Origin of the sequence: Paraburkholderia sp. GAS32, assembly GCF_050434225.1 — a bacterium.
GTDB classification, from domain to species: Bacteria; Pseudomonadota; Gammaproteobacteria; order Burkholderiales; family Burkholderiaceae; genus Paraburkholderia; species Paraburkholderia madseniana.
On record NZ_JBNPVS010000088.1, the window covers coordinates 1 to 17,041 of the forward strand.

Genomic DNA, 17,041 nt, shown 5'->3' on the forward strand with positions numbered 1-17,041 from the left:
GCACGTCTGTCAACCATGTCCCCGGTCTATACACAGCCGGCAAAGAGAAGTAGGTGCCGCCCCGCACAGGGGCAACGCTAATAGACCACTAACAATGCAAGGAAAGGCCAACGCCCCAAGAACACGGCCAAATGCCGCCGCAAAAGGCAAAAACCCCTAGCCATCCTTATTAATAATCCACTCATGCGCGGGATCATTCCGAAAATGCCAGGTCCGCTGCCCCCCAGCCATAACATTCAAATAATAAGATTCATACCCATAGGGAACAACAACAGGATGATACCCACGCGGCACCATCACGACGTCGTGATTCTCCACCGCCATCGACTCATCGATATCGCGCATATCCGTATACACACGCTGAAAAGCAAACCCTTGCGGCGGATCGAGCCGATGATAATAAGTCTCTTCGAGCGAACTCTCGTGAGGCACATTATCCGTATCGTGCTTATGCGGCGGATAGCTTGAAGCATGCCCTCCAGGCGTACGAACCTCAACCACAAGCAAAGACTCCGCAAGCTCAGTCTGCGGAAGAATATCGCATACGTAACGCGTATTCAGCCCTTTCCCTCGCGTGGAACGCTTCATCGTAGAAGGCTCGATCAACCTCGCCGGATACATACCCTTGCCGGGCGCACTCGCCATACCAACCTCCGCATCGCGACAGGCGCGAACCGTCACCCGCACGCCAGGCGGAAAATACACCGCATACGGCGCGGAATCCTCGAACACGCTATCGCGTGAACCCAGCGAACTCCATTTTGCATCAGCAGTTTCAATATCCACCGCGCCCGTCAACACGACGATACACACCTCGCGAGACGGCTCAAACACATGCACGACTTCATCCGCGCCCAACCGGTAAGCAGCAAATCCCACATACCGCCAGCACGCCGACTCAGGCGTCACCCGCGCGATTGTCTGGCCCTCGCGCTGCGCCTTTACCAATAAACTCATGCTGCCTCCTGCTCAGTCCTGCCACCGGCGTCGAGCGGCGCATCGACCAGCGCTCGCAAGGTCCGGAATCCTTTCTGCGCATACTCGTACGATGGCGCCACCACCGGGTCCTGTTCCGCTTCAACCACCAGCCAGCCACGATAGCCATGCCGCTTCAATCGATCGATGATCGCCGGGAAGTTCACTGCGCCATCGCCCGGCACCGTGAAGGCGCCGCTGATCACCGCGTCGAGGAAACTCCAGTTGCGATTGCGCGCCAGTTTCATTACCGCCGGTCGAACGTCCTTGCAGTGCACGTGGCACACGCGCCCGATGTGTTTGTCGAGCACCGCGAGCGGATCGCCGCCGGCAAACGTGATGTGTCCGGCATCGAACAGCAGGCCGACGGCGTCGCTCGTGCGCGACATCAGTTGATCGACGTCGGCCGGCGTTTCGACATACGCGCCCATGTGATGATGGTACGCCAGCCGCACGCCGCGGCTCAACGTATAGCGTGCGAATTCATCGACGCGCGCCGCGTAGGCGGCCCATTGCGCTTCGCTGAAAAAACGCGGGCGTTGGTACAGCGGTTGCGGTGCGCCCTGGATCGAATCGGCAACTTCGCCGTAGACCATCGCGGTCGCGCCGTTCTGTGCGAGCAGTTCGAGGTGCGGGCCGACCGAGGCGATTTCCTCTTCCACGCTGCGTCGCGCGAGTCGTCCGGAGTACCAGCCGGATACCAAGGCCAGATCGTATTGGGCAAGCAGGGTCTTCAGCGCCTGCGGTTCGCGCGGAAACTTGTTGCCGAGTTCGAAACCCTGGTAGCCGATCTGGCGTCCTTCGGTCAACGCGACTTCGAGTGGCGTTTCGCCGCCGAGCGAAGGCAGGTCATCGTTCATCCACGATAAGGGGTTGATGCCGATACGTACGTCGAAAGCAGTCATGCGGGCGTCCTCATTCGTTGTCGATGTGGCCGGGGCGGTCGCTGGGGTCGGTGGGCGCCGCGCGGGCGGCGAGTTGCGCGTCGTATTGCGAGCGTGCAGCACGCACGCTGTCGCGTGCCGATACTTCGGGCACAGCGACTTCCCACCACCAGCCGCCGTCGTTCGTGGTGCGGGCGGGGTCGGTGTCGATACTGATCACATAGGTGCGATCGGCGGCGCGTGCACGCTGCATCGCGCTTTCAAGTTCCCCGATGTTCGCGACGTGCTCGGCCTGCGCGCCGAGCGCGCGTGCATGCGCGGCGAAGTCGATCTTCGGCGCGCCAAGCGGACCCTGCATGCAGTCGTCGAGCAGGTTGTTGAACGGTGCGCCACCGCAAGCTTGTTGCAAGCGGTTGATGCAGCCATAGCCGCGATTGTCGAGCACCACCACGATCAGCTTCGCGCCGATCATCACCGAAGTCGCGATCTCGCTGTTCATCATCAGATAGCTGCCGTCGCCGACCATCACGATCACTTCGCGCGCGGGCCGGGCGAGCTTGACGCCGAGGCCGCCGGCAATCTCGTAGCCCATACACGAGTAGCCGTATTCGACGTGATACGCGCCCGGTTTGCCGGCGCGCCAGAGCTTATGCAATTCGGCCGGCAAGGTTCCCGCTGCGCACACGACGATATCGTCCGTCGCGGAACGCGCGCTCGAACGCTGCACCGCGCCGATCACGTCGCCCTCATACGGCAGCACGGTGTCGCGTTGCGGCGCATGCGTGAGCGTGCTCACGGTGTCGCGCCAGCTTGCCGCGAGCTTATGTGCGCGTGCGGTCCATGTACGGTCCGCGTGCCAGCCTTGCAGGGATTCGGCGAGCGCATCTAATGCAAGACGTGCGTCGGCCTCGACCACCAGCGCGCGATGCTTGATGGCATCGAACGGATTCGCGTTGATGCCGATCACGTCGGCCTGGGTGAACAACGTGTTCGAGCCGGTGGTGAAGTCCTGCAAGCGTGTGCCGATTGCCAGCACGCAGTCGGCATCGTGAGCGAGTGCATTGGCGGCGGGCGAGCCGGTCACGCCCAACGCGCCGGCGTTCAGCGGATCGTTCCAGGCGAGTGAACCCTTGCCGGCCTGAGTTTCGGCCACCGGAATGCCGTGCGCGGCGGCGAAGCGGTGCAGCGCGTCGGTCGCGCGGCCATAGAGCACGCCTCCACCGGCGACGATCAACGGCCGCTTGGCGCGGCGCAGATGGGCAACTGCCGCGTTGATGTCTTCAGCGCGCGGCGCGGGGGAATGGAACGTGACGACGCGCGGCGTAAAGAAATCGGCCGGGAAATCCCATGCCTGCGCTTGCACGTCCTGAGGCAGCGCGAGCGTGACCGGACCGCACAAGGCCGCATCGGTGAGCACGCGCAGGGCGCGCGGCAACGCATTGAGCAATTGCGCCGGGTGCACGATGCGGTCGAAGTAGCGCGACACCGGTTTGAACGCATCGTTCGCAGAGACGCCGCCATCATGGAAATCTTCAACCTGCTGCAACACCGGATCGGGCGCGCGCGAGATGAACACGTCGCCGGGTAACAGCAGCACCGGCAGACGGTTCACATGCGCGAGCGCGGCTGCGGTGATCAGATTGGTCGCGCCGGGTCCGATCGACGTTGTGACGGCCATCATACGGCGACGAAAATGCGCCTTCGCATAGGCAATCGCGCTGTGCGTCATCGCCTGTTCGTTGTGAGCGCGTAGCGTGGGCAACGCTTCGCGGTGCTGATACAAGGCTTCGCCCATTCCGGCCACATTGCCGTGCCCGAAGATCGCGAATACGCCGCCAAAGAGCGGTTCGGTGCCGGTGCCGTCTTCCGTCGTGACGCGTTGCGCTGCGAGGTAGCGAACCAGCGCCTGGGCGGTCGTCAGACGGACGGTGCCGCCCGATGGCGCGTGAGCCTGGGTGGCGTCGTTGGCGGACGCCGCATCGTGATGCAATACGCGCTGGTTCATGCCGCCTGCTCCTGATGTGCATGGTCCGCCGTGTTGGGCTGCGTGCTTGTCGTTCCACGCGTTGCACGCCACGACGCAATCAGCGTTTCGAACGTGCGGCGCACGCGCGCGATCAGTTCGTCGTCGCTGATTTCACCGGCGAGCCACGCATGGCTCGGCTCGTGAAAGATCGTGCGGCCGACGGTAAAGCCGCGGCATGTCGCCGATTGCGCAGCCGCGCGAAAGCCTTCGTTCAATTGCTCGACGCCCGCCGACAAACCGAGCAACACCACGCCACGGCAGTACGGATCGCGCTCGGCGACCAGCGCGTCGACGGCTTGCCATTGGGCGGCATCCATCGGTTCGAGCTTCCACCATTCCGGATAGATGCCGATGTTGTACAGCCGCTTCAACGCGCGATAAACGATGTCCGGTGCTTGCGGCAGATGCGCGTGTTTCGGCGGAATTACTTCAAGCAGCAATTCGTGGCCGCTCGCTTGCGTCGCATCGTAAAGCGCACGCAGTTGCGCTTCCTGTTCGAGGCGTTGTTCGACGGGTTCGTCGGGATGGAATTGCACGAGGCACTTGGCGATGTGTTCCTGCGGCCAAGCGATCAGCGTCGTGCCGATAGAGCGGCCGTGGTCGAACACGAGCGGCACGGAGCCGGGCAGCTCAACCGGCCGGCCGATCCACCAGCCACGTCCGGTGGCGGCGTTCAATGCGTCCTGACCGTAGCGATCGTCGCTCAGGATGCCGATGCGGCCTTGCAGCCCCAAGGCGGTTTCTGTCTGTGCGACAGCTTCGACGAACAGGCCCTTCAGTTGCACGATACGCGCTTCGTCGGCGCCGGTCTGCTGGGCGAGTTCGAAGAACTGATTGCGGTGATCGAACGCGAAGCCGAGTACTTCGTCCCATTGTTTGCGGGCAGGGGAGACACGATGCAAGCGCGCGAGCGTCGCGTCGCGGTCGGGGCGGCGCATGCGCTGCGGATCGACCTTGGCCTCGCGCAGGAAATAGTCGAGTTCGGCAGGCGTCGGCATCGCAGGCGCACAGCCGTGTCGCGAGACGACCAGGGCGCCGCTCGCATTCGCCGCACGCGCGCACGCTTCGAGCGGCTGATCGCGCAGCCATCCGGAGAGAAAGCCCGAGGCGAATGCATCGCCCGCGCCGAGTACGTTGAGCACTTCGACTTCCACGCCGCCATGAATCGGCAAATCGTCGAGCTTTGCGGGCACTTTGCCGTCGATAATCTGGCAGCCCATCGGCCCGCGCTTCAAAACCAGCGTGGCCGGCGTCACGGCGCGCACCATCGCTAATGCGTCGACGAGTTCGGTCTTGCCGCCGGCGATGCGGAACTCCTCCTCGGTGCCGATCACCAGATCGAACAAGGGCAGGATGCGTTGCAAGTGCGCGGTCACGCCTTCGCTCGCGACGAAGCGGGTTTCGCCATCCGCCTTGCCCGTGAGACCCCACAACACCGGGCGATAGTCGATATCGAGCACGGTGCGCACGTTATTGCGTCGCGCGTAATCCAGCGCGCGGCGGCTCGTGCGATTCACCTGCTCGGTCGAAAAGTGTGTGCCGGTAATCAGCAGCGCTTTCGACGACGCAATGTACGCCTCGTCGAAATCCGCTTCATCCACCGCCATATCCGCGCAGTTCTCGCGATAAAAGATCAGCGGAAAGGTATCGCGATCTTTCAGACCGAGCAGAACCAGGGCGGTCAGGCGTTCCTGATCGACGCGTACATGACTGACGTCGCAGCCTTCCTTCGTCAAGGTCTCGGTGAGAAAACGCCCCATGTGATCGTTGCCGACGCGCGCCAGCATCGCCGATGCAAGCCCGAGCCGCGCGCAACCGAACGCGATATTTGCGGATGAACCGCCAAGATACTTCGCGAAGCTCGACACGTCTTCGAGTCGCGCGCCGACCTGCTGCGCGTACAGATCGACGGCAAGACGGCCAAGACAGACGATGTCGCGACTGCGGTCCGGTGCGAAACGGCTGGCCGTTGCCGCCGAAGCGGAAGTGAGCCCGCCACCGTTCTCGATCCCGGTCCCGCTGGATGTGCTGGAATGATTCATGAATATTCCTGAATAGCTGAGCGCGGGCGTGAGGCGCGGCAAGCGCCGGAAGCCCGCGCGAATGAATCAGATCGTCGCGCCGTCGAGTTCGCCGATCATCTTCTGCATTTCGGCGCCGCCGGCCATCATGTCGAGTACTTCGTCCTTGCTGATGGTGTCCTTCGTGAACGTGCCGAGCGATTTGCCGCGATTGAGCAGCGTGAACGAATCGCCGATCGGATACGCGTGGTGCACGTTGTGTGTGATGAAAATCACCGAGATGCCTTTTGCGCGCGCCGTGTGGATCAGTTTGAGCACGTTGAAGCTCTGCTTGACGCCGAGCGCGGCCGTCGGCTCGTCGAGAATCAGCACGCGTGCGCCGAAGTGAATCGCCCGCGCAATCGCGAGGCATTGCTTCTCGCCGCCGGACATCGTTCCAATCGGTTGATGCGGATCGCGCACGTTGATGCCCATTTCGGCGAGCTTGTCGCGTGCGGTGGTGGCGCTGGTTTCGAGGTCCATCACGTTGAAGAAACCAAACAGTTTTTTCTGCGGCTCGCGGCCCATGAAAAAGTTGCGCGCCACGGAGAGCAAGGGCACCAGCGCCAGATCCTGATAGACGGTGGCGATGCCGAGATCGAGCGCGTCTTTCGGCGACTCGAACTGCACCGGTTTGCCATCCACCAGATATTGACCGGAAGAGGGGCGGTGCACGCCGGCGAGCGTCTTGATCAGCGTCGACTTACCCGCGCCGTTGTCACCGAGCAGGCAATGCACTTCGCCGCGCTTCAGGCGCAGGGTCACGCCGCTTAGCGCGATGACCTGGCCGAAGTATTTGCTGACGTCTTCGAGTGCGAGGATTATGTCGTCCTGCGGCTTGGCCGCGGTGTTCACGGTATTCGAATCGGACATGGTCGTCTCCTCGTTACGACTGCGCGACGCGGCGGCGCACGTAGTGATTGAACAGCACGGCGATCAGCAGCATCACGCCGAGGAACACGCGGAACCAGTCGGAATCGACATTCGTATAGGTGATGCCGATCTGCACGACGCCGAAGATCAACGCGCCGAAGCAGGCGCCGATCACCGAACCGTAGCCGCCGGTCAGCAGCGTGCCGCCAATCACCGCCGCGATGATGGCCTCGAATTCGGCCTGCAACCCGCGGTCGGCCGCGGCCGAGCCGATGTCGCACACTTGCAGCACGGCGAACAGGCACGCGCAGAACGCGGTCAGCACGAACAGTGAAATCTTCACGCGCCGCACCGGCACGCCGACGTTCTTCGCCGCGTTGGCGTCGCCGCCGACCGCGAAAATCCAGTTGCCGAAGCGGGTCTTGGCGAGGGTGAAGGCACAGACTGCAGCAAGCGCGAACCACCAGAGCAGCACTTTCGGGATGCCCGGCACGAGCGGGTTGCCGTTATCGAGCAGCTTCACAACACCGATATGGCCGAGCCAGGTGAACAGGCCCTTGAACGCGACACCCTGGAACAAGGTATGGGCGAGCCAGTCGTGAGCGGCGACGTCGCCCACGCCGGAGATGATCGTGCGGTCGGCGAACATGACCGACAGGGCCAGCGTGAGGCCGCGCAGGATGAACAGGAACGCCAGCGTCACGATGAATGACGGCAGCCGCGTGCGCATCACCAGATAGCCGTTGAGTGCGCCGAGCAGCATCGATCCGGCGAACGCGAACACGATCGACAAGGCAATCGGCCAGTGGAAGTACATCGTGGGCAGCGCGACCATCATGCCCGAGAAGCCGATCATCGAACCGATCGACAGATCGAATTCGCCGGCGATCATCAACAGGCATGCACCGACTGAGATGAGGCCGAGATACGCGGCCACTTGCGACCAGTTCATCACGCCGTCGAGGTTGAACATGCCGGAGTTGCCGGCCGCAATCCCAAACACGAGGAACACCATCACGGTGCCGGCGAGGGCGGCGAATTCCGGACGGTTCAGCAGATGCCGGAACCACGATTCCTGGCGCACGCGCTCATCGGCCGCCGCGGGCGCACCGCCGGACGTTGACGTCGTCGCGGTGTTCGAAGGGGGCTGCTTGCGGGGATGAGGGTGGAAGGGGTTGGCTACGCCCATTGAAGCTCTCCTTGATGCGCCCGGCTTTTCGCAGTCATCAAAGGACTGCAATCGGACCGCATGGCGCGTAATGCACGTAAAACGTGGTGAATGCAGGCGTGGGGCGGCCTGGCCAGTTGCGGCCGGCCGCGTCCACTTTCTTCATACCTGCCGGAACGGTTCTCCCGTGTCCGTACTTCCAGCGAAATGCGTTAGCGGTACTGCCCTGCGTACTTGACCACCTTGTCGATATTGGCCTTGGTGATGAAACCCGGGCCGGAACCGATATTGCGCGGCCCATAGGCGGGCTGCAGGCCGTACGTGGTGAGACGTTGCTGGAACTTCGGATTGGCCTGCAGGATCTGGCGGATCTTCGCCGGATCTGTGGTGTGTTCCTTCTTCACGATGGCCAGTACGGCAACCGGGATATAGCCCTGCAGGTAGGGTTGCTGGTCGATGGCGAACTGGATCGTGCCGTCCTGGATGCCCTTGGCGATGTCATTGTCGAAGTCGAACGTCGCGAACCAGACCTTGCCGGCGAGGCCCATCTGCTGCAGCGCCTTCATCGTCGGCGCGGCCGACAGCGGACCCAGGGTGAGCACCGCCTGGGTGTTCGGGTGATTGCGCAGATACGCGCTCACTTTCGATTGCACACCGGTCGGGTCCTGGCCCGCGTCGAGCGTGGAGGACTTGAAGTCGACGCCGATCGCCTCGGCAAAGCCGCGGCAGCGTTCGAACGAAGCCGGGTTGGTCGCGTAGTGGTTCACGCACAGGAACGACTTGATGCCCGCTGCCTTCGCTTTCTGGCCCGCCGCTTTGCCCGCGGCGTATTCAGGCTGGCCGACGTGCATGATCGCGCCAAGCTGCGCGCTTTGCTCCTCAGTGCCGGAATTGATCGTGACGAGCGGAATGTGTTTCTCGGTGACCTTGGCGAGCGAACTCTTGAGCACGTCGAAGTCTGCGATCGAAACGATCACGCCGTCGTAGTTGCGCGCGGCGGCCTGTTCGACCAGACGCGCCATATCGGCGATGTCGCCGTTCGGCGGATTGCGGTAGTCGGTCTCGACGTTGAAATCTTCGTCGGCCTGTTTGATGGCGTTCTTGATGGTGTTCCACCACGAATCCGAATCCGGCGCGTGGCTGATCAGCACGAAGTGAGCGTCAGCCGCGCGGGCGGACGACGCCGCACCGAATCCCGTCGCCAACGTCAATGCCGCCACCAGAATCCTGAGCGTAGCCTTGCCCTTGCAAAGTCTCATTGTCTCCACCTTTCTCGGTCTGTCGTTATTGAAGGGAGCGTCTGGCGGGCGGCTTTCCGATTGCGTGCGTTGCGGCAGACGTCAGCCGATGCACCATCGCTCACGACCAAGATTAGGTCATCTTCCGAAGTCTTGCAATGAAAATTTCATGACAAATAAAAATAGAAAATACGTTCCATTTGGTGGGGCGCCTGCCTATAATCGGCAGCGTCAGGACACTGTGCGGCGCGCGCTGGAAGCGCCTTCCGCACTGCAATAAAGCAACGAAGAGAGAGCCATGGCGGAAGAGAGCACCGAAGACTTGCCGAGCGTCGAAGAATTGATGCAGCGCATCGCGGAAAACTACGAGGCGCTGCCGCGGCAATTGAAGAATGTGGCGACGTATATCGAGCAGCATCGCTCGAGCGTGATGGTGGATCGCACCAGCGATATCGCCGCGAGCTGCGGCGTGCATCCGTCGGCGGTGGTGCGCTTTGCGCAGCGCTTCGGCTTTTCCGGCTTCTCCGATCTGCAGGCGGTATTTCGTCAGGCGTACACGGGACAGGGCACGTCCTCGCCGAGTTATCAGCAGCGGATTCGCAAGCTGATCGACGAGAAGCCTGGCGCGTTGTCCGGCGGCTCCGTGGCGCGCGAATTCATCGCGGCCTCGCGCGGCGGTCTTGAAGAACTTGAAGCCGGCCTCGACGACCAGCAGTTCGATGCCGCCGTGAAGATGCTGCAGCAGGCCGACAACATCTACGTGATCGGCGTGAGGCGTTCGTTTCCAGTGGCGAGCTATATCGTCTACGCGTTGCAGCACACCCCCAAGCGCGTGCATCTGGTGTCCGGCTTCGGCGGCATGTACCGCGAACAGATTCGCAGCGTGAAGAAGGGCGACGTGGTGATCGCGATCAGCTTCGCCCCGTATGGCAAGGAAACACAGTACTGCCTGCGTGTTGCGCACCATCATCAAGCGAAGACGCTGGTTATTACGGATAGCCAACTTTCTCCGCTGGCGCGTTACGCTACCACCCAACTGTATGTGAAAGAGGGCAGCGCGTTTGCGTTCCGCTCGCTGACCAGCACGATCTGTTTGTGCCAGGCGTTGTTCATCGCGCTCGCGTACAAGCTCGAACTGAACGTAGAAGAATCCAAAGACACTGGAGGATACGATGACTGAGGCGGTAAAGACGATCGACGTAGCGGTATTCGGTGCGGGACGTATCGGCAAGATTCATGCGGCGAATCTGGCGCGGCAACCGGGCGTGCGGCTCAAGTATGTGGTCGATGTGAATCGCGAGGCGGCCGCGGCGCTCGCCGCCGAGCACGGCGCGCAGGTTGCGGATATCGACGGCGCGATGGGCGACGCGTCGATCGGTGCGACGGTGATCTGTTCGAGCACGGACACGCACGCGGATCTGATCATGAAATCGGCCGCACAGAAGAAACATGTGTTCTGCGAGAAGCCGGTCGATCTGACTTTGGAACGCGCGCGGGCCTGCGCCGAAGCGGTAGAGCGCGCGGGCGTGGTTTGTATGATCGGTTTTCAGCGCCGCTTCGACCCGACCTTTTCCGCGTTGAAAGCGCGCATCGATGCGGGCGAAATCGGCACGCCGGAAATGCTGGTGGTGACGAGCCGCGATCCGGGCGCACCGCCGGTCGAGTACATCAAGCACTCGGGCGGCATCTTCAAGGACATGCTGATTCACGACTTCGACATCTTCCGCTGGATTCTCGACGACGAAGCCGACACGCTGCACGCTACGGGTAGCTGTCTTTCGGATCCGGCGATTGCCGAAGCGGGCGATATCGATTCGACCGCGGTGACGATCCGCACGAAGCACGGCCGCCTGTGCCAGATCAACACCGCGCGGCGCGCGGCTTATGGGTATGACCAGCGTTTCGAGGTGCTCGGCAGCACCGGCATGCTGCAGGCGGGCAATGTACGGCCCACCGAGGTCACCGCGTATTCGAAAACCGAAGTGTCGAGCGACGTGCCCGAGGCGTTTTTCCTCGAACGTTATCGCGCGGCGTACGCACTGGAAATCGCGCATTTCTTCGATGCGGTCACGCACGGCAAGCCGGTGCGAACCACCGTCGCCGACGGCCTGAAAGCGCTCGAACTGGCAGACGCCGCGACGCGCTCGTGGCGTGAGGGTCGCGCCGTGAAGCTCGGGGAGGCATCGTGACGAACACGACGACTGGGCGGCTTCGTTTGGGTGTGGTCGGCTTGGGGCGGTTGGGCAAGCGCCACGCGGAGAATCTGGCGTATCGCGTGCCGGGTGCGGCGCTCGTGGCCGCTTGCAGTCCGGTGGAGGAGGAGCGGGCGTGGGCGCGCGAGGCGTTGCCCGAACCGCGTCTCTACGACGACTATGCGGCCCTGCTCGCCGATCGCGACGTGGACGCGGTGTGGCTCGTCACGCCGTCGTCCTTGCATGCGCAGCAGATTATCGATGCGTTGCGTGCCGGCAAACATGTGTTCTGCGAGAAGCCGCTGTCGCTGGATCTCGCCGAGTGCGAGCGCGTATTGGCCGAGGCCGCGCGCTATCCGCATTTGCAGGCGACCATCGGCTTCATGCGGCGTTTCGATCCGAGCTACAAGGATGCGTTCGACAAGATCGAAGCCGGCAAGATCGGCCGACCGTTTCTGGTGCGCTCGCAAACCACCGATCAGAACGACAACGACGGCTTCTTCGTGCGTTTCGCGGCGACCTCCGGTGGGATCTTTCTGGACTGCACGGTGCACGACATCGACGTCGCGCGCTGGCTGCTCGGCAAACCGCGCGCCAAACGCGTGTTTGCGGCGGGCGCGGTCGCATTGCACGAGGGGCTGCGGGAATTCGGCGACGTCGATAACGGCGTGGCGATCTGCGAATTCGAGGACGGCAAGCTCGCGATGTTCTATGCGTCACGCACGCAAGCTCACGGTAACGACACGCATAGCGAGGTGATCGGCACAGCCGGCGCGCTGGCGATTGGCCACAATCCGCGGGCAAATCGCGTCGAGATCTACGACGCGACGGGCATTCGCAACGAATGCACGCCGACCTTCTTCGATCGCTTCGAGGATGCGTTTTTGCATGAGGCGCGCGCCTTCGTGGCGGCGGTGCAGGGCGGTGCGGCATCGAATGCGCAAGCAGGCGCCACGCTTGCCGACGCGCTCGAAGCGACGCGGATCGGCATGGCGTTGCGCCAGTCTTTGCAGAGCGGAGAGGCGGTCACGTTGTAGCGCCCAAGGCACCAAAACGCCGCCGGATTGCGACAATCGACATGACTGCGTCGCTTCCGGCGGCTAAACGACACCTGCTGTAGAATTTGACCCTCTGTCCGGCGTCGCTTACGACGCCTCATCCCGAAGGTCATCGTCGATGCAAATTCAGGTTCACAAGGAAGTCGATGCGCGCGGGCTGATGTGCCCGCTGCCCATTTTGCGCGCCAAGAAGGCGCTCGCCGACATGGAAAGCGGCCAGATTCTCAAGGTACTGGCCACCGATCCGGGCTCGCAGCGCGATTTCGCCGCATTCGCGAAGCAAACCGGCAACGAAATCGTCGAAAGCTCGGCGCACGACAAGGTTTTCACGTTTCTGATGAAGCGCCGCTGAAATACAAAACAAAAATACCAAACAAAAGGCGCTGTGCCCGCAATTGCGGGGCACAGCGCCTTTTTTACGTCTGACTACTGCTTATCTCGCGAGAGGCTAACAGCGCAAGGGTTCTGCGCGGCTGTCCCCGTTGCTCAGCCTTCCAGCACCGGCGAACGGGTACGCAGATATTCTTCGAAATCCGCAGCCACTTCCGGGTGACGCAGCGCGAACTCGACCGTCGCCTTCAGATAACCCAGCTTGCTGCCGCAGTCGAAACGCGTGCCGTGGTACTTGTAAGCCAGCACTTGCTCATCGGCGAGCAGCGACTGAATCGCGTCCGTCAACTGCAATTCGCCGCCCGCGCCCGGCTTCAGCGCGCGCAGATGTTCGAAAATACGCGGCTTTAGCACATAGCGGCCTACCACGCCGAGATTCGACGGTGCGACGTCCGGTTCCGGCTTTTCGACGATGCCCGACATCTTGATGATCGAGTCTTCCCACTCCTTGCCGTCGACGATACCGTACGACTTCGTCTCCGAGTGCGGGATCTCTTCGACACCGATCACCGAGCTGTGATAGTGGTCGAACACCTCGATCATCTGCGTCATGACAGGCGGCTTGCCGTAGAGCAAGTCGTCCGCGAGGATGACGGCGAACGGGTTGTCGCCCACCAGCTTTTCAGCGCACATCACCGCGTGGCCGAGACCAAGCGCTTCCGGCTGACGCACGTAGAAGCAGTCCACATGGCTCGGCTTGATGCTGCGCACGAGTTCCAGCAGCTTGTCCTTGCCACGCGCCTGGAGTTCGGCCTCGATTTCGTATGACTTATCGAAATGGTCCTCGATCGCGCGCTTGCTGCGCCCCGTGACAAAGATCATTTCGGTGATGCCGGCCGCCATTGCCTCTTCCACCGCGTATTGAATCAGCGGCTTGTCGACGATCGGCAGCATCTCCTTCGGGCTTGCCTTCGTGGCAGGGAGGAACCGGGTGCCAAGACCTGCTACCGGAAAAACCGCTTTTGTAACTTTTAGCATGTGATTACCCTGAATCCTCTGGTTTAGCTTTGTGCCCTGTCAGCCCGCAACGGGGCGGACAGGGCGCGTCGATCAGGCCGGCAAACGCGCCAATTGGGCTTTCAGCTTGCCGATAGTGGTTTCGAATTCTGCCAGCCTTTTCTGCTCCTGCTCAACGACTGCCGGTGGCGCCTTTGCCACAAAGCTTTCATTCTGCAATTTGGCATTGCACTTGATGACTTCCGTGCCAAGCCGCGCAATTTCCTTCGACAGACGCTCGCGCTCGACGGCAACGTCGATTTCCACCTTCAGCACGAGCTTGTCATTCCCTACGATAGCAATTGGCGCGCCATCTGCCTGCGCGTCCAGCGTTGCCTCGTCGGCAATGATCTGCACCTCCGACAAACGAGCCAATGCCTGAGCGTACGGAGCGAAGGTTGCGAGGCGCTCCGCGTTGCCGGTAGCGAGCAACGGCACCTTGACCGCCGGCGACAGATTCATCTCGCCACGCAGATTCCGGCACGCATCGATCACTGCTTTCAGGTCGGCCGCCCATTGCTCCGCGTCTTCGTCGATCTTCGACGGCTCCGCAACGGGGTAGGGCTGCACCATGATGGACGCTTCGCCCTCGGCTTTGCCTTCGGGATAACGTCCGGCCAACGGTGCAACTTTTTGCCACAGCGCTTCAGTGATGAACGGAATCACCGGATGCGCGAGGCGCAACACCGTCTCGAGCACGCGCAGCAGCGTGCGGCGCGTTGCGCGCTGCTGGTTCGGCTGACCCGTCTGGATCTGAACCTTGGCGAGTTCGAGATACCAGTCACAGTATTCGTCCCATACGAACTTGTATAGGGCGTTGGCCACATTGTCAAAACGATAGTCGGCGAAACCCTTGGCGATTTCCGCTTCCACACGTTGTAGACGCGAAACGATCCAGCGGTCGGCCGCCGAAAAATTCAGGTGGCCGTCCGGACCGCATTCGCCGCATTGCTCCGGCTTTCCGAAACCGCAATCGTGGCCTTCGCAATTCATCAGCACAAAGCGGGTGGCATTCCACAGCTTGTTGCAGAAGTTGCGATAGCCTTCGCAGCGCGCGAGATCGAAGTTGACGTTGCGGCCGAGCGTGGCCATCGACGCCATCGTGAAGCGCAACGCGTCCGTGCCGAACGCCGGAATGCCGTCCGGGAATTCCTTGCGGGTTTTCTTTTCGATCGACGCAGCCTGCTTCGGATTCATCAGACCGGTGGTGCGCTTGGCGACCAGCGCGTCGAGGTCGATGCCGTCGACGATATCGATCGGGTCGAGCGTATTGCCCTTGCTCTTCGACATCTTCTGGCCTTCGGCGTCGCGCACCAGACCGTGCACGTAGACCGTGTCGAACGGCACCTTGCCGGTGAAGTGCGTGGTCATCATGACCATGCGCGCGACCCAGAAGAAGATGATGTCGAAACCGGTGACCAGCACCGACGAGGGCATGAAGTGCTTCAGTTCCGGCGTCTCGGCAGGCCAGCCGAGCGACGAGAACGGCACCAGCGCCGACGAGAACCACGTATCGAGCACATCATCGTCGCGCTTGAGCGGGCCCGTGTAACCGGCTTCTGCGGCCTTCTCGCGCGCGCCTTCTTCGGTCTTGGCGACGAAGATTTCACCGTTTTCGCCGTACCACGCCGGGATCTGATGGCCCCACCAGAGTTGGCGCGAGATACACCAGTCCTGGATGTTTTCGAGCCACTGGTAATACGTGGTGGACCAGTTTTCCGGCACGAACTTGATTTCGCCGCTGCGAACCACGTCGAGCGCCGTTTCCGCGATCGACTTGCCCGGATTGAAGGTGCCTTCCGGCGCCGGCTTGCTCATGGCGACGAACCATTGGTCCGTCAGCATCGGCTCGATCACGACGCCCGTGCGGTCGCCGCGCGGCACCATCAGCTTGTGCGGCTTGACCGATTCGAGTGCGCTGAGCGCTTCGAGATCCATCACCACCTGCTTGCGGGCTTCGAAACGGTCCAGACCGCGGTAGGTTTCCGGCGCGTTGTCGTTGATTTTCGCGTCGAGCGTGAGGATCTCGATCATCGGCAGCTTGTGGCGCAGGCCGACCTGATAGTCGTTGAAATCGTGCGCGGGCGTGACCTTGACCACGCCGGTGCCGAATTCGCGGTCGACGTAGTCGTCGGCGATGATCGGGACTTCGCGGCCGGAGAGCGGCAGCGTGACCGTTTTGCCGATCAGATGCGCATAGCGTTCGTCTTCCGGATGGACCATCACGGCAGTATCGCCGAGCATGGTTTCCGGGCGCGTGGTGGCGACCGTCAGATGGCCCGAGCCGTCCGTGAGCGGATACTGGATGTGCCAGAGGTGGCCGTTTTCTTCTTCGCTGACCACTTCGAGGTCGGAGACGGCGGTGAGCAGCACCGGATCCCAGTTCACGAGGCGCTTGCCGCGGTAGATCAGGCCTTGTTCATACAGGCGTACGAACACGTCGCGCACGGCGGCCGACATTTTGTCGTCCATCGTGAAGTATTCGCGCGACCAGTCGATCGACGCGCCTAGGCGGCGCACCTGATTCGTGATGGTCGAGCCGGATTCCTGCTTCCATTCCCAGACGCGTTCGGTGAATTTTTCGCGGCCGAGGTCATGACGGGAGACGCCTTTCGCATCCAGTTGCCGTTCGACGACGATTTGCGTGGCGATGCCTGCGTGGTCCGTGCCCGGCACCCAGAGGGTGTTTTCACCGAGCATGCGGTGATAGCGGGTGAGGCCGTCCATGATCGTCTGGTTGAACGCATGGCCCATGTGCAGGGTGCCGGTGACGTTCGGCGGCGGCAACTGGATCGAGAAGTCTTTCTTGTTTTCGTCGAAGGTGGGCGCCGCGTAGGCGCGCTTTTCCCATTCGGGGCCCCAGTGGGCCTCGATGGTGTGGGGCTCGAAGCTTTTGGCAAGTGTGGAGGTGGGGTCGCTCGGGGTCTCGCTCATTTCTGTCCGTCTGCTGGTGGATGCAAAGAATGTTTGATTATAAGCGGCGATGCCGGTGGGGGCCCCTAGGGGGCGGTTTTTGCCTGCGCGGCGCTTATTGTCTGTTTGCCTGGGGCTTTGGCCTTTCCTTGTTTTGTTAGTGGTCTATTAGTGTTGCCCCTGTGCGGGGCGGCACCTACTTCTCTTTGCCGGCTGTGTATAGACCGGAGACATAGCTGACAGGTGTGCGGGGACATGGTTGACACTT

Annotated in this window: 13 protein-coding genes; 4 read left to right on the forward strand and 9 right to left on the reverse strand. The window is 62.0% G+C overall.

What is annotated here, in order from left to right:
• Positions 1 to 156 precede the first annotated feature (156 nt).
• The 7 genes from iolB to P3T25_RS47155 form a co-directional block, all read right to left on the reverse strand.
• On the reverse strand, positions 157 to 957 hold the full coding sequence (gene iolB, locus P3T25_RS47125; protein ID WP_429364519.1) for a 5-deoxy-glucuronate isomerase: 801 nt from the start codon (positions 955 to 957) through the stop codon (positions 157 to 159).
• Complete coding sequence (iolE, locus tag P3T25_RS47130) at positions 954 to 1,880, reverse strand: myo-inosose-2 dehydratase (RefSeq protein WP_154567220.1); 927 nt, start codon at positions 1,878 to 1,880, stop codon at positions 954 to 956. The genes iolB and iolE overlap by 4 nt, the downstream gene beginning before the upstream one ends.
• A 10-nt stretch (positions 1,881 to 1,890) precedes the next feature.
• Entirely contained in the window at positions 1,891 to 3,864 is a 1,974-nt protein-coding gene (gene iolD / locus P3T25_RS47135) for a 3D-(3,5/4)-trihydroxycyclohexane-1,2-dione acylhydrolase (decyclizing) (RefSeq protein ID WP_429364521.1), read from the reverse strand.
• Positions 3,861 to 5,927, reverse strand: coding sequence for a bifunctional 5-dehydro-2-deoxygluconokinase/5-dehydro-2-deoxyphosphogluconate aldolase (locus P3T25_RS47140; RefSeq protein WP_429364523.1), 2,067 nt, complete (start codon positions 5,925 to 5,927; stop codon positions 3,861 to 3,863). The genes iolD and P3T25_RS47140 overlap by 4 nt, the downstream gene beginning before the upstream one ends.
• 66 nt (positions 5,928 to 5,993) lie before the next feature.
• Complete coding sequence (locus P3T25_RS47145) at positions 5,994 to 6,818, reverse strand: ATP-binding cassette domain-containing protein (RefSeq protein ID WP_429364525.1); 825 nt, start codon at positions 6,816 to 6,818, stop codon at positions 5,994 to 5,996.
• A gap of 13 nt (positions 6,819 to 6,831) precedes the next feature.
• Positions 6,832 to 8,007, reverse strand: a complete 1,176-nt coding sequence (locus tag P3T25_RS47150; RefSeq protein WP_154567216.1) for an ABC transporter permease — start codon at positions 8,005 to 8,007, stop codon at positions 6,832 to 6,834.
• A gap of 191 nt (positions 8,008 to 8,198) precedes the next feature.
• Positions 8,199 to 9,245, reverse strand: coding sequence for a sugar ABC transporter substrate-binding protein (locus P3T25_RS47155; RefSeq protein ID WP_154567215.1), 1,047 nt, complete (start codon positions 9,243 to 9,245; stop codon positions 8,199 to 8,201).
• A 277-nt stretch (positions 9,246 to 9,522) separates the two neighbouring features.
• Between P3T25_RS47155 and P3T25_RS47160 the strand changes: the two genes are divergently transcribed.
• From P3T25_RS47160 to P3T25_RS47175, 4 genes are all read left to right on the forward strand, one after another.
• Complete coding sequence (locus P3T25_RS47160; protein ID WP_154567214.1) at positions 9,523 to 10,404, forward strand: MurR/RpiR family transcriptional regulator; 882 nt, start codon at positions 9,523 to 9,525, stop codon at positions 10,402 to 10,404.
• Positions 10,397 to 11,413: an inositol 2-dehydrogenase gene (gene iolG / locus P3T25_RS47165; RefSeq protein ID WP_211605611.1), complete on the forward strand. Its 1,017-nt coding sequence runs from the start codon at positions 10,397 to 10,399 to the stop codon at positions 11,411 to 11,413. Before P3T25_RS47160 ends, iolG begins: the two co-directional genes overlap by 8 nt.
• A complete protein-coding gene (locus tag P3T25_RS47170) occupies positions 11,410 to 12,453 on the forward strand; it encodes a Gfo/Idh/MocA family oxidoreductase (RefSeq protein ID WP_429364529.1) in 1,044 nt (347 codons plus the stop codon). Before iolG ends, P3T25_RS47170 begins: the two co-directional genes overlap by 4 nt.
• A gap of 145 nt (positions 12,454 to 12,598) precedes the next feature.
• Complete coding sequence (locus P3T25_RS47175) at positions 12,599 to 12,826, forward strand: sulfurtransferase TusA family protein (protein WP_025600552.1); 228 nt, start codon at positions 12,599 to 12,601, stop codon at positions 12,824 to 12,826.
• 134 nt (positions 12,827 to 12,960) lie between these two features.
• Here P3T25_RS47175 and galU read toward each other — a convergent pair whose 3' ends face one another.
• Both galU and P3T25_RS47185 read right to left on the reverse strand, forming a co-directional pair.
• Positions 12,961 to 13,842 (reverse strand): UTP--glucose-1-phosphate uridylyltransferase GalU, encoded by an 882-nt coding sequence (galU, locus tag P3T25_RS47180; protein WP_054042256.1) that lies wholly within the window; start codon positions 13,840 to 13,842, stop codon positions 12,961 to 12,963.
• Between the two features lie 72 nt (positions 13,843 to 13,914).
• Complete coding sequence (locus P3T25_RS47185; RefSeq protein WP_429364531.1) at positions 13,915 to 16,794, reverse strand: valine--tRNA ligase; 2,880 nt, start codon at positions 16,792 to 16,794, stop codon at positions 13,915 to 13,917.
• Between the last annotated feature and the right edge of the window lie 247 nt (positions 16,795 to 17,041).

Coding starts and splice junctions, on each gene's coding strand:
- iolB (WP_429364519.1), bottom strand. CDS start 957: ATGAGTTTATTGGTAAAGGCGCAGCGCGAGGGCCAGACAATCGCGCGG.
- iolE (WP_154567220.1), bottom strand. CDS start 1,880: ATGACTGCTTTCGACGTACGTATCGGCATCAACCCCTTATCGTGGATG.
- iolD (WP_429364521.1), bottom strand. CDS start 3,864: ATGAACCAGCGCGTATTGCATCACGATGCGGCGTCCGCCAACGACGCC.
- P3T25_RS47140 (WP_429364523.1), bottom strand. CDS start 5,927: ATGAATCATTCCAGCACATCCAGCGGGACCGGGATCGAGAACGGTGGC.
- P3T25_RS47145 (WP_429364525.1), bottom strand. CDS start 6,818: ATGTCCGATTCGAATACCGTGAACACCGCGGCCAAGCCGCAGGACGAC.
- P3T25_RS47150 (WP_154567216.1), bottom strand. CDS start 8,007: ATGGGCGTAGCCAACCCCTTCCACCCTCATCCCCGCAAGCAGCCCCCT.
- P3T25_RS47155 (WP_154567215.1), bottom strand. CDS start 9,245: ATGAGACTTTGCAAGGGCAAGGCTACGCTCAGGATTCTGGTGGCGGCA.
- P3T25_RS47160 (WP_154567214.1), top strand. CDS start 9,523: ATGGCGGAAGAGAGCACCGAAGACTTGCCGAGCGTCGAAGAATTGATG.
- iolG (WP_211605611.1), top strand. CDS start 10,397: ATGACTGAGGCGGTAAAGACGATCGACGTAGCGGTATTCGGTGCGGGA.
- galU (WP_054042256.1), bottom strand. CDS start 13,842: ATGCTAAAAGTTACAAAAGCGGTTTTTCCGGTAGCAGGTCTTGGCACC.
- P3T25_RS47185 (WP_429364531.1), bottom strand. CDS start 16,794: ATGAGCGAGACCCCGAGCGACCCCACCTCCACACTTGCCAAAAGCTTC.